At 57.0% G+C, this 13,272-nt stretch carries 9 protein-coding genes and 2 pseudogenes; 9 read left to right on the top strand and 2 right to left on the bottom strand.

Features of this window, described 5'->3' with window-relative positions; genetic code table 11:
* Nucleotides 1-23 precede the first annotated feature (23 nt).
* Together BM222_RS15955 and BM222_RS15960 are read left to right on the top strand one after the other, a co-directional pair.
* Complete coding sequence (locus BM222_RS15955) at nucleotides 24-287, top strand: hypothetical protein (RefSeq protein WP_092229182.1); 264 nt, start codon at nucleotides 24-26, stop codon at nucleotides 285-287.
* 503 nt (nucleotides 288-790) lie between these two features.
* Nucleotides 791-1,188, top strand: a pseudogene (locus BM222_RS15960) (transposase); the annotation flags it as partial.
* Nucleotides 1,189-1,426: 238 nt separating this feature from the next.
* Here BM222_RS15960 and BM222_RS15965 read toward each other — a convergent pair.
* Both BM222_RS15965 and BM222_RS15970 read right to left on the bottom strand, forming a co-directional pair.
* On the bottom strand, nucleotides 1,427-2,299 hold the full coding sequence (locus BM222_RS15965; RefSeq protein WP_244547148.1) for a TauD/TfdA dioxygenase family protein: 873 nt from the start codon (nucleotides 2,297-2,299) through the stop codon (nucleotides 1,427-1,429).
* Between the two features lie 1,692 nt (nucleotides 2,300-3,991).
* On the bottom strand, nucleotides 3,992-5,146 hold the full coding sequence (locus tag BM222_RS15970; protein WP_502690896.1) for an EAL domain-containing protein: 1,155 nt from the start codon (nucleotides 5,144-5,146) through the stop codon (nucleotides 3,992-3,994).
* A 726-nt stretch (nucleotides 5,147-5,872) separates the two neighbouring features.
* On the opposite strand from BM222_RS15970, the gene BM222_RS43320 reads away from it, so the two are divergent.
* The 7 genes and pseudogenes from BM222_RS43320 (at nucleotide 5,873) to BM222_RS16005 (ending at nucleotide 13,234) form a co-directional block, all read left to right on the top strand.
* Entirely contained in the window at nucleotides 5,873-6,247 is a 375-nt protein-coding gene (locus tag BM222_RS43320; protein ID WP_092229185.1) for a Nif11-like leader peptide family natural product precursor, read from the top strand.
* Nucleotides 6,248-6,375: 128 nt separating this feature from the next.
* Entirely contained in the window at nucleotides 6,376-7,833 is a 1,458-nt protein-coding gene (locus tag BM222_RS15980; protein WP_092229186.1) for a radical SAM family RiPP maturation amino acid epimerase, read from the top strand.
* Between the two features lie 610 nt (nucleotides 7,834-8,443).
* Nucleotides 8,444-9,322 carry a hypothetical protein gene (locus BM222_RS15985; protein WP_092229187.1) on the top strand — a complete coding sequence of 293 codons (879 nt, stop codon included), beginning with the start codon at nucleotides 8,444-8,446 and terminating at the stop codon, nucleotides 9,320-9,322.
* Nucleotides 9,319-9,912, top strand: coding sequence for a hypothetical protein (locus tag BM222_RS15990; protein WP_092229188.1), 594 nt, complete (start codon nucleotides 9,319-9,321; stop codon nucleotides 9,910-9,912). The genes BM222_RS15985 and BM222_RS15990 overlap by 4 nt, the downstream gene beginning before the upstream one ends.
* 59 nt (nucleotides 9,913-9,971) lie before the next feature.
* Complete coding sequence (locus BM222_RS15995) at nucleotides 9,972-10,565, top strand: hypothetical protein (protein ID WP_143105975.1); 594 nt, start codon at nucleotides 9,972-9,974, stop codon at nucleotides 10,563-10,565.
* A 250-nt stretch (nucleotides 10,566-10,815) separates the two neighbouring features.
* Nucleotides 10,816-10,982, top strand: a pseudogene (locus BM222_RS43040) (tyrosine-type recombinase/integrase); the annotation flags it as partial.
* Nucleotides 10,983-12,154: 1,172 nt separating this feature from the next.
* The gene (locus BM222_RS16005; RefSeq protein ID WP_092229191.1) at nucleotides 12,155-13,234 is read left to right on the top strand and encodes a Y4kA family protein; all 1,080 of its coding nucleotides are present in this window, start codon (nucleotides 12,155-12,157) and stop codon (nucleotides 13,232-13,234) included.
* Nucleotides 13,235-13,272 lie beyond the last annotated feature (38 nt).

The following is a 13,272-nucleotide window of genomic DNA, read 5'->3' on the forward strand; positions in this document are numbered from 1 at the left end:
CAGGAGCGAAACAGGCTGATCACATGCCTATCGATTTCAAATCGCTGCGGAAGCTGGAAACCCCACAAACCTCGGTCATGGGGCGGTCGCTGGACGACAGCGAGCGTGTGGTGGTGCTCGTCAAGCTGAGGGACGGAGCCAAACGACCCTCGTTCGTAACGCCTCGCACCGAGATCGCACCACGAATTTTCTCGGCCGAGATCGACGCCGGTCAGCTGCAGAAGCTGCAAGCCGACCCGAGCGTGGAATCGATGTCGCTTTCGCAGAGCCTGCCGCTCATCAAGTAGCGTTCGATCCGCTCAAGACAAGTTTCTGGAAAACACTTCGGTGCACAGCGTGGCCGAGAGCGAAAAGCTTGTAGGTCGAACAGCGCCCGTTGTTCGCTCGTGGCAATTCGAGCCTGTTGTCGACCTTGAGATTGATGCACCAACTCGCGAAGAGTTGCCGAAAAGAGTGGAGGCCGGGATATTTGCGATGTCAGGGGGCTTCCCCTTGACAGCCTCACCTTAGTCGTCCGCGAAGAACTCTGGTTTTAGGCCGGAACGGTTTGAACCACGGCGGTGAGAGCGGAGAGGATTTGGCGCAGCAAAGGGCTGAGCCGCAAGGCATGAGGCTTCGGAATTTGTATTGTAGCCGGCGGCGGCCAGGACGCGTGCGGACGGCTTTGCTCTAGCGAGCTACACCATCACTGGGAGTACGTCATGCCAAGCTGATGGTTCGTAGCAGCGGTCGGCTTGCGGTGGTCACCGGCAGTTCGCCAGTAGGGTCTGGTTGCTGATACGAACCACCGATGATCGATGAGATGATGAACCTTCGCACGCTCGTGGAGAAGACTCTGACGCGGATCTGCTGCACAGATTGGCTTTGCTGCCCAGCGGTTGATGGAGTTGGAAGTGGAGGACCAGACCGGGACCGCCTAGGGCGAGAAGAACCCGGAGCGTCTGGCCCAGCGCAACGGCTACCGCGACAGGACCTGTGAGACCCGCTCCGGCACGGTCGGGATGCATCCCCAAGCTGCGCAAGGGCTCCTACTTCCCCGGCTTTCTGGAGCCGCGCCGGATGGCCGAGAAGGCGCTCACGGCCGTGGTGCAGGAAGCCTACGTGCAGGGCGTCTCGACCCGCTCGGTCGACGATCTGCTGCAGGCGATGGGCATGAGCGGCATCTCCAGAGCCAGGTCTCGCGGCTGCTCGCGGAGCGAGAGCCCCCGGATGCGTCAGATCATCAAGAATGCAGTGTCATCGGTTTGAGCGCAGCAGAGACCGTGCCTGAAGATTAATGCTGTTGGGCCTGGAAGAAGCCTACCCGGTGGCAGCTGCGCGCGTTAGCCGTTGCTCGCATAAGACGGGCGGCTCCGCGACAGTGCAGGGCCGCAACTTGGACCTGGGTTTCCAGGCGTCTGACGTGATCCGGACGATGTGGACCGTGTCAGGCCGCCTTTGCCGCCCTTGATTTCGACCTCTTCACGTGCGGTACACGGGGGTCTGTAACCTGATCCATCATTGAGTGAGAGGAGCTTGGTTTGCTCACGGGATACGGCTCAGTCGCGCGATTGTCCCAGATTACGACGTCGCCTGATTTCCAGTTCCAGCACAGGGTATTCCGGGGCGCGATGAGATAGGATTGCAGCCGCTCAAACAGTCTTTGGCTGGGATAGCGCTGCAGGCCGACGAAGTTCTTTACGGAACGACCGAGCGAGAGCATGCGATCGCCGGTCTCGGGATGAACACGAACAATTGGATGTGTTGTTTCGTATATCGTTCCGGTCGATATGCCGTACCAAGGCCGCTTGTTCGGTTCGGTGTTCTTCTCCGGCGCAGTGAGATCAGATACGCCGAAGCTCACAGCCCAGAGATTATCTGCAAGCATCCGCAGGGAATCGGGAAGATCAAGATAAGCGGCCGCCCTACTCGACCAAGCAATGTCGCCGCCAAAAGGCGAACCCGCTGCGAGCCGCAGCACGGAGATGACTGTACGGACGCGCTCATCGTTCATCTGATTGAGATGACTCCAGGCGCGATCAGGCAGCTCCTGCCGGGTCGCTAAGCCGCCCATTGTGTCTGCCATTGTCAAATTCGGTGTCAGCGAGCCGAGCCGCAGCACAAAACGCTGTTGTTGGGCATCGTCTAGGTGTCTCTGATCGCGGAAGAAAATGACCTTATGCTCTAGCAGCAGCTGACGGAACGCTACGATGACATCGTCAGGCAAATCGTCTGACAGCGTGATGTTCTTGATTTCAGCACCAAGCCGGTCCGAGTGTTTGACGATGTTCTCTTGCAGAATGATGTTATCAACAGCCATAGTTCCACTCATGACGTGCCTCTCTCTGGATGTCTAAACACGCTCCGTGGTGGTCATGCCGGGCGACAAACCGGCAAGACGGTCTTGGTGATACGCATGCCCGAATTGTCTCAGCGTGCTCACTACTGCTCAATCAAGCGGCCGCATTCTGATACACACCACCAGTATCTTAGAATCCAACTCCCTCTGGTGTCGACAAGGCTAGTGCCTTTCTCAAAGAACGCTCCCTATTAGGCCACCACATCGACTTGCAGCCTGATCGAACAGTCGAGATCATAGACGCAATCCATGTCCAGTCCATGAAACGAAACCAGCTTTCTTTTTGGGCTCGCGCAACGTTCGCCTCGCCTCAGAACTGATGCTTGGAAAATCCTCGGACAACGACCGCGCCGTCCTCATTCAACCGCACGGCCACATGCGCAGACGAAGATTGGAACTGGTTCGCGGCATGCGCTCGCGAAGCGGACCAAACCACCGCCTAGCAACGTATCTACCTTAAGCTGTATAATAGCTACTCAACTACTTCAACGGTTGCCAATCATTTTTTTGCGATTTGGAGTTGTTCAATGCGCGAGGTGTTTCATCAGCTGATCACTTGCTTCCGCGCCTTTGGACTAGCGGCACAAGCGTAAAGCAAGAAGACTGCAACTTGTGAGGCTGCTTAAACAACGGACTTAATCCCTCAATTTTCGAAACCTTGCACTCGGCACCAATTCAGGCTGTTGAGGTGATGACCTGCGTTTGGTCCGACCCGAGCCGTAAATGGACTGCATGCTGTCTGCCTTCGTGGCAGTAGAGCACACGCAAGAGAAACAGAGCGCCGACGCGACAGTCAGGCAGTCATGCGTCTCTTCGCTTTCAGACTGCAAGCCGCAAATTTCGGATGGTTATTTTCAGCATGAGAGCACGACACCGAACGACACGTCGGACTTCAGATCATAAACGGGATTTTCTTTGCCTATGGGTCTAACTGTCGCAACGGATTAAAGGAAAGCCGGCGCGGGGCGCACGATGGGGAAAAGGCTTTTCCTTTAATCGACTGACTACCGCCGATTTCAGTATACTCGCCCGAGATCGCCTTTGCCTTGTGGCCACCAATCTCGCTGGGCTCAACGCTGCCGGTCTCGTCGACTCGTTTCATCCCGCTCATCGCGTGCTGCTGGCTAGCTCAAAGTGTTTGGCACCCAATCTCGGGTCTTACCGCCCTCAACTGGGCTACCACACGCTTTCGAACATCCAGAGAATATGGCCTGCCCAGCCATGCCGGACTCCTATCCAGCCGGCATGGTGAATCAGAAACGCGCTGGTTGAATTCCCAAAATCGATTCAGACTAACTCGATACCGGCTTAGGTCATCACCAGCCCCAGACTGAAGGTGGTCGCACCAACAGAAGCTTTTCCATGAGCGGACCGCCCAGTGCCGTATGGACGCATGATTTCAGTGCGCGAGAGCTACGTGACGTATCCTCAATACTTAGATGAAAATACGTGGATCCTCCTCAACTGGGGGCAACAGACTAGACCTGATGCTTACATGCCTTTGTCGCCAATGCCTGCGAGCATCAGGCAAACCGCGTGTGTTATGCAGTCGGAGGACAGCACGGGCCAGTTGCCTGGAGCATAGTCGCCGCGGCGGCGCTGTTGATCGTTTGCGTGTTCTTCGCACGTCGCTATGTGTAAGCTTCAGCGCCCTCACTCCTGCTTCATTGCGGTCGGTGTCAAAGCGGTTCTAGCAAACTTCTTCAGTGGCATCGGTTTGCCGAACAGATAGCCCTGGACGAGGTCAAAACCGAGCTCGCTCACGGCCGCCAGGTCAGCCCTGCTCTCGATTCCTTCAGCTACGGCGCGCGCGCCGTAGTCCTGTGCGAGCTCAACGATGTGACGGCAAACCGTGCGTTTTAGCCGGTCATTGCCGCAGCCGGCGACGAATTGCCGGTCGGCTTTCAGCTTGATGAAGGGAATTCTGTCCAGCCCCATCAGCTCCGGCCAATTGGCTCCGAGATTGTCGATCGACAGGCCGATATTGTGGAAGCTCATTTCGCGAGCGATCTCGGCCAAAAAATCGAGGTTATGGATCGCCTCTTCGCTGGCGATCTCAATCGTCAACCCGCCAAAGGCCGGATGCATCGGCATTCGGCGGCAGAGGTCGCGGACGGCCTGCGGCTTTTTCAGATATGGCGTCGGCAGGTTGATCGATAGATCGATCGCGCTCTGCCGTTCCAAAAGGTAATGCCAGTCCTGCAGGGCGCGCTCGATCACGAACTCGGACAAGCCGCTGAAATATGGATCGTGACCCTCCGGAATGAAAAAAGCTGGCCGGACCACGCCCCAGGTTGGGTGTCGCATGCGCACCTTCGCCTCGGCACCCCGGCGAACCAGCGAGCGCGCGTCAATTTTCGACTGGTACCAGAGCTCGAACCAGCCCCCATGCAGCGCCTCGCCGACATGCACGGCCGGGCTCGGGGCCGGCTCCTCGGGCAGCAGCATCGCCACGCGCTCGCGGAGCGTCTCCGCGGCAAAGGGCGTCGTGAGCGGCGGCAGCATCCCAAGCCCATATTCATCGCCGACCTGCTTCACCGCCTTCACGATAATCGAATCTCGCACGCCGACAGCGAGAACCTTGCCATCGAAGGCCTCGCGTACGAGAACCTCCAGAAATTGGCCTGGCTCGACGCGATCGGCGGCAATGCCAAGCAGGACCAGGTCCGGCAGATCGGCCGCGAGTATAGCTTGCAGCTCGCTCGCAGTGCTGCATTCGCTGGCGACGAAGCCGAGATCCTCGAGCACCTCGCTCATGAAAGCGCGCAGATGGCGCTTGCTATCCACCACGCATACGCGCGGCGTCATTTTGCGCCGTCCAAAAGTCTTCGGCCCCTGTCCGGCAATCTCACTGCTCACATAGTCCATCGCAAAGCACTCCCCGTTTCGCGGCGGTGTTTAGCGGCGGGGCGGGCTAAAATATGGAGAGCTTTAGCACGTTTGTTGAATAGTCCAGGTAAGCTTAAAGCGGCCCTTATTCGTAAAACTGTCCTGAATCCGTTCGGCAAATTTTAACTTTGCCCTCGTCCGGCGTTGAGAGCTCGCAACGTAGCAGCCTACTTGTGTGGACTCGTTGCCAAGCATCGCAAGTCAGAATTCGACTCGCCCCAAACCAGAGGTTTGTTTTGTAACTCATCGTTGCTGAGACCGAACTATATTGGCGATCAACCCGGCGCAAATGCGTGGCTTATTCTCCGCTCCGGGGCACGTGCGTCAGCTACCGAGCAAATACCAGGGACCAGACTGCCAAATGTTGTTGTCGGGTTCACTCCTCAAGCACGCTATCACCGCAAAGCGCTGTGGTGGTCTGTCGCTCTGGTGCTGGCATGGACTAACTACCGACAACAAGGAGGTTTCATCCCAGTTTACTCAGCGCTTGTAAGGTTCGAGACGAATGTCGGCTTGTTGACGATACGCACGGTCAGACAAAGCCAAAAAAGCAATTTCAGTTTGGCACGCCGATTGCTCTGTTGCAGCATCGTCACCGATTACTTGCAGGTGACACAAGTAGCAACATTTGGCGGAGGCTTGGCTATGTCGCAGGTTGAGGTAGAACGGTTTGTCGAGAATCTTGCCAACGAAAGTAGTCTGCTTGAAAGCCTTAAACAGAGTGCTACAGGTCTCGCACCGATTGTAGCGGCCGGGAGGAGCCGCGGCTACGATTTTACGCTTGACGAGGTTAGGAGCTGCATCCGAGCGCCACGCCGACACGAGTTGATGCAGCGCGGCGCGTTGGTCGGCAGCAAGCAACATTCGAGCGGTGCTGGCTTGAGTGAGATTGTGCATACCACTGCGTTGGCCAGTTCTAGCTCGCAGGTACCCACGGCCACCATTCAAGCCGCGGAAGCGGGCCGTGACTTAGTCGCTGTTGTTTTACTTATTGTCGTTGTTGTCGCGGTCACGGTCTGAGACTTTCAACTCTGATCGCATAGGCTCGTCCTCAAGGAAGCAATCAGGTCCGAAGAGAACTGAAAGCACGCCGCGACAGGAGTGAAATCATTGTTTTCCGGCCTCACTTCAGGCTCACCCGTAACGGCATGACGAACGCTGCCACCGAACACTGCCGACAGATTTTTGGCCGGCGCACGCCCGAGCAACTGCGTACGCTCTCACACGTCAAGCGCTTCATGGAGCGGCTGGCCGGTGACTTGGATTTCCGTAGGGCGCTTTCGGAGAACGTTGATTCTCCTCGAGCGGTAACTGATCGCTACGGCATCGCAGTTGACCCTATGAAGATGCTGCCCCTCTGGCACCGCGGCTACCTGAAACACCGCTTCAAGCCGGAGTCCAAGCCGTGGCCCCTCGCGATGATGTGGGACGAGTTTCTCTCCGAGATGTTGCGCCACCGCGATCTCCTGCGCGAACAGGGCGAAATGTCGACGATTAACCCTCGCTTTCATGCGTGGCGCGAGCGCCAAATCCGGCGCTGCAACGATGAATTGGGCGGAACGGCGGCGTCGATCACGTACCCCATCATCGCTTTTGAGCTGAGCGATGGCTGTACCGTCGGTTGCTGGTTCTGCGGCCTCTCGGCCGATCGCTTCAAGGGCTACTACGAATATAGCGAAGAGCATGCAGCGCTTTGGCGCGGCGTGGTCGGTATCACGAGCGAGATGTTTGGTTCGGCGGCCCGTACTGGTTTCTGCTACTGGGCCACAGAGCCTATGGACAACCCACACTACGACCGTTTTCTCCTCGACTACTATCAAATCACAGGCGCAATGCCGCAGACAACGACGGCGGCACCGCTCAAGGATCGCGCACTCACCACGCGCGTGCTCGAAATGTTCAAGCGCTACCGCACCGTGACGAATCGCTTTTCCGTGCTGAGCACAAGACATCTCGACCAGATTCACATGGCGTTTTCGCCTGAGGAGCTGATCGGTGTCGAACTTGTCCTGCAGGGTAAGGAGGCGATGACGGCAAAGGCTTTTGCCGGACGCGCGCGTGATCGCGGCGAGAGATTTAGGACCGGCAAAAAAGATGATGCAATCGCCCTGCTGGAGAGCGATCACACGACGATCGCCTGTGTTTCCGGCTTTCTCGTAAATATGCTGCAGGGACGTTTACAATTGGTGACGCCTGTGCCGGGTAGCAAACGCTGGCCCCTGGGCTACCGCATTTTGAGTGAACGCTTTTTCGGGACGCCTGACGAGTTCCGGGAGAGGCTGCAGAGCATGATTAACGAGCATATGCTCGACAGTCCGGCTCCCGAACTGCCGATCCGCTTCCGCAGGGACCTGCAATACGAGGCCATCAACCGATCCTTTCATCTCCGCTCACGTCACATGGAACACCGGGTACTCGACGACATCACTGGGGCTTCCGTTGGACATCTAATCGCGTACGGCAACTGCACAGCGTCGGAGCTGGTAAGGCAGGTCACGACCGACGGAACAAGCGTGCTCGCAGTAGCTGACCTGCTCGATCAGTTATACGCGGCCGGGGTGATTGAGGAGGACTTAGACGACAGCTTCGCCTGGCAGACCAGCTGACCTGTCACCCGGCTTTCATCCGAGCGCTTAGAGTCTCGGATTTTTATGCCAGCCCGCGACTGACGCGCAGGTAAGTTGTAATCGCTCGTCTCTGCCGACAGGACCGAAACCGCGCGTCGAAGTCATTCAGATCACTGCGCTCCGGCCGTCGCGGCGCAGCTAGACGAGCGCTGATCCACCCGCACTAGTTTCAACTCACGCCTTCAAAATATGATGTAAAATTAATATCGCCGGCATATTGCGTGAAACCCGGCTGGGGCTCGGCCGGATCGCCTTCGCCGGCTTTCTCTGGGTGTTGGCGTATCTTGCCTGATCCCAAGCTGTTTGCGTGCCCAATTGGCGGGGGTCGCGTACCCGACAATATGGTTGAGCCCGCAGCGCGAGGCCCGGCGGGCTTTTGGCCCTACTTGCGCGCACCTTCTGGTACAAGTACTCTAATGAAATCCGTCGTTTGAGAGGTTTTCGGCTGTGAACGGATGGCGGGTCCCGGCCCTACACCGGTGCCTCTCCAAGCAAGCACTGCGCCGATAACCTGCACCCAGATCTAACGGTACGTTTACACGAGCGTCCGAAGCTGACACGCTCGACATCGATCCTGCCTGGAAGCCCCATGAACGATATTGCCCCAGATTTGGACTGGACGCCCTTCAACGAAGCGAATTCGATCGAGACCGTGGCGGCGTCGGTGAATTTCCGTGAGCCGCTGACCGAAGTCGCCTGGAAGAGAGCCGTCAGAGAGGCTGATGCCGTTTGCAGGGCCGCCGGCCTGACTGAAAAGCAGGTCCTTAACTCGGTCCAATTTATGGTGGGTCCTAATCAGGCTCCCCAGGCGCCTCCGGGCGCCCCAGCCGTCGAGGCGATGATCTTCCTACGCACAGCTGCCGTTTCGATGCCGGGAGCAGGGATGCAGAAGCGCCCTCTCGAAAGCTTGCAGGTGGGGCGGACTGGCCTGGTCTATCAGGCGATGCAGTATACGAGCTGGGCCGCGTTTGCCGAGCGGCTCGAGCAATTGATCAAGCCGCCGCTGCGGAGCGCTCTGTATTCGATCAGTGTCGATAACCTGCGGCTTGAATACAAGGATAACTTTCGCTTTGCGGGGACGGGGAAACCAACAGCTCGCAAGTTGCTCAATGCGGATTCAAAGCTTATTGTGCCGCATGCTTTTGACAACGAGAGGTTGTGGCATTCTCATACCGGCTTTTTCGAGGCCGCCCAAGGATGCAGGGAGCGTCTGGTGCAGGTCAATATTGACGCGAGCATGATGCACCCAGCCCATCAGGTTACACCCGACACTTCCGTTCGAGTAATCTCGATTGGCACGGCTGTACAGAGCAACCTGCTCGAAGGTTCATCTGAAGCGCTTGAAAATGAAGGCGAAACAGCTATATCTCAGTTGTCGACGTTCAGATCTATGCACGATCGTTGTATTGAGCTTTTTAGGGAAATCGTAAGCGCCGATATAGCCATGCGCGTAGGACTTGATTCATGACCGGCATTTCGACGGCCGCCCCGTTTTCGATCGATATTGATTCCCCCAGCAGTTCGCCTGCTTTTGCGAGGCGCAAACGTCTTGCTCCCTACGCGGTCGCGGGCTCGATGATTTTCTTGCTCGGTACGGCGCCGGTGGTGAGCGAGGCATCCCAAGCCCCTTCGGCTGTTCGCGGCCCAATTACGACGCGGAATGCGGAAGTGCTCGATGAGCGGCTAAGGTATCAGACGCCGACAGCTTTCGATCGTGGTATCGCCCGGCTTCGTGATTTCCGTAGCTATAATGAGGATTGGGACGGCAACGGTGCAGCGGCGCCCAGCCAGACTGCTATTGATCACGCAATTTCCTATGTGGCCGAGCTGGAGCCTTGGCATCCCGCTCCCCTGACGACGCTAGGGCGAGACGGCAGCGCTATTCTCGAATTCGAAGAAGATGGCATGTTCAACTCGATCACATTCCTTCCCGATGATAATGTCGAACTCTACTCGAATGCAGAGGGCGCGCCATCGCGGTTCGTCAGTGGGCCGACCAATTCGGCTGACGTAAACGCGTTTCTGACCATCGTGATGAATCTACCCACCATCGTCTGATGCGTTGCGCGGAGTGTCGAAAATGGCTGGGCGGCACAGGGCGTAGGCTCGCCAGGGACTTGGAAGAGCACTGTCCGGCCTGCGAATGCGAACAGCATAGTGTAGGCGACGGTTCGCCCGGCATCGTCCAGAATGGCGAGACGCTCTATCGAATGTTCGTCGATCCTGTGGACGTCGATTCAGATGGAAGGCTCGCGCGGGCGGCCTTTTCCAAGGCTTATGAAGATGGGCTCAGCATTTTACGTGAACGCGCGAATGATGCGGAGGTCGAAGCTTTGGCAATCGATATTCTCTCAACAAAGCCAGGAAAGCCGACCAAAAAAGTCCTAGCGATTTTCAGATTTGTGTGCGTATCGGTGCGGCAGGAGATGATTGTTTACAACAACGCGTGTGTTCGCGCGTTCTGCGTTTACGATCAGACGGTACCCCGAATTTTTGAGCAGGGTCTCGCGCCTGTTCCGACCCACGGCATTGTTTTGGCGCGACGAATGTACGTGCCACCCGTCACGGCTCGCCAATTCGAGCACGACTGCAACGTGACCCTTCATCGGCTAATTGCGGCCGAAAGGATCGAGGTCGCGGACTTCCGAGACGGTCTGATTCACCGACTCAATGAACGATCCGCAGCCGGCGAATTCGTCAGAGCGGCTTGATCTGTCTCCCCTCTCAAAACAAAACCGAAAGTCCCATCCAGAGACTTCGCAGGACCGCCGCAAGCTGGCGCCCCCTCAAAACATCCTCCCACTCGCGTTGGCCCATTCTCTTAAACCTGATCACACTGTTCATTTGGGCAAGACAATTCCGCACAAGCAGTAGCGCTCGGTCACAGAAGTCTTTGCGAAAGTTGCGGCTTCGAACCATCCTCGAAGCCGCGGTGTTCTGCCCCTATCGTCTGACCAAGCGGATCTACATTTTAACGATCTGCGCGGCACGGCAGCGACCAAGTTTTATATCGGCGGCTTCAGCATGCGCGAGATCGCGGAAACGAGGAGCCCGTCGAGAAGATCATTCGCCGCTACATCGGCCGGTCTGCCGCGGTCAAAGCGAGAATTAGGAAAGCTGCAGGCTAGAGAGTAAACAAACTCTGCAGGTGCCCCGATCATGCGCCCCTCGAAATCGTTCGCCGGAAACCAGTAATGAGGCCTCTCTATGGGAATGAGTATTGCGCCCGACCGTCCAGGGCATGCCCTGGACGGTGGGCCGTCACGAAAACTGGGGAATTTTCAAATGCCATAAGTGGGGAGAATTACCCCGCCACTCACACCGGAAATTCCAAGACCTCCCGCAAATCGTAGCCGACGCGTACCAGCGTTGGGAGGAGCGCACAATCAACCTGCGACAGATGCCGAACTCCAGCAAATGGAACAGCAGCTGAAGGACTCAACGCCTGGCCCCGAAGACTATCTAAACAACAACGACGGAGAGGCGTTGTCCGAAAAAGAAGAGACGGCTCCAGATTCAGGCTCTGAAGGTGGTGATGGCGGAGGCGACGGAGGCGGAGGCGAAGGGGATGGAGGCGGAGGCGACGGAGTCGGGGACCGCGATGGCGGGAGCGGATAAGTCGATCATCACATAGCGGCCGCGCGGCCGGCACCATTCCTGGCCTGACTTCCCGCGTCCCAACGAACCAAAGAAATCCTTCGTCGTCCGGCGAAGCCGTCCGACGACCGCTGGAATGACGGCGCGAGATGGATGAAGTAAACGCAACGCTGGCTGGCCTGGGACATCGATGCATCAAACGCGAAAGTTGTGGTACAGGATCGTTTGTTAGTAACGACTTGAGCCATGAAACCAACCCCGGTTCATTCTCCTTTTTCAGGGTAGATCAGGAAGCACTTGGCTTCGACAATCTGAGTTCGCACTCTCGAGTGTTCGCCTTTCTTGGTGTTGCCATAGCTAACCGGTCGTTCCGCGGCTGAGTGTATTGCAATTGAATTTGGACGCAGCCGCGGTGCGAAACGGCAGCAGTCCCGATCTGACATTGTTGGGGAGGTCTCTCGACTGCAAGCGCTCCACATGAGACACAAACCGGTGTCGTTGAGATAAGCCCCCTCATTCGGCGCCGTGAGACGAAGGCCATAGATCTCGCTTAATGTTGCTTCACGGCAACATTTCGCACTTTTCAAAGTTCGTTCCATCGGCGCATGTTGCTCGCAGAGGGAGAATAGTATCTCATCGCAACCGGCAAGGTTGAGAATGTATTTTAAAGTTAGTTCGTCTTATTATTAGGAGCGTCCAGCAAATGTGGATCCGGCTTATTGCGGCTATTGCCGCGGCGGCGCTGCTGATTGGCTGCGCCATTCACCCGGTGCCCGAGGACGTAACCGGGCTCAGTACAGCCGACATCGTAAAGCAAATCCGATGCGAAACACGCGATGCTGCAAGGGATGTTATAATCAAATATCTCACGGATCTGGCCGTCCATGGCAATAGTGCGATCGCCGCCGATCTTCTCGCGCAATTTAATGAGAACCGCGACTCGATGGCTAGCTTCGACGCGCGTCGTTCATTTCCTGACGCCGCCCACGCTCAGATTCGGAATGTTTTCGAGGTCATCTACTCCGCCGGCGTCGGGTACACTTTCGATCTTACGATGACCGAAGATAACAATCTCGGCGCAACCGCCAACTTCGTCGGGCCATGGCTAAATAAATTTACGCTCGGCCTCACTGGGGACGGTAACCGGACGCGGCAAAACGAGCGAACATTTACGATAACCGACACGGTCGGTTTTCTGCTCCGGGAATTGAACACGCCAAAACCCAACGGAGATCAGTATTGCGACGGACACGTTGCCTTCAGCCCGAATTATATCTATCCGATCGCCGGCCGCGTAGGAATCTATAACACCGTATACACCTTCTTTGAACTGAGTTTCTTTGATGGTCTGGCAGCCAACAAAGCCGATCCAGGCGGTAGTGGCGCTCCGGTCATGGCTGACAAGCTTACTTTCACGACTATGATCGACCTCATCGCGATGCCGAAAGTGGTATTTGCTCCGGTCGGGAACGCGTTCCAGGTCGCGGATGCTTCGGCAACAGGGACCTTGAGGCGTACGGACGCTCACCAAGTCACCGTAGGCCTTGCCCTTGCTCCCAAAGGCAAGGGGTTGGCGGCTCTTTCGGCGCTCAAGGGTTTTGTCTTTTCCGGCGCGGCGCTTGGGGGAGCGCGCGTCGCCATCGGCTCAAAGGCTAGAGGCGATCTTCTCGTGTTAAATCGCGTCACCGCCACGACCACGAGCTATGCCGAGCAGCTAGCCGTCTTGGCGATCGACCAACTGAAGAGCCGTGAATTGCAACTGATAACACGCGTCTCTCCATAAGCAAGACCGCCTCCAAGGACAGGCAAGGAGGTGGCTTG

The organism is Bradyrhizobium sp. Gha (assembly GCF_900113735.1).
Classification (GTDB): Bacteria; Pseudomonadota; Alphaproteobacteria; order Rhizobiales; family Xanthobacteraceae; genus Bradyrhizobium.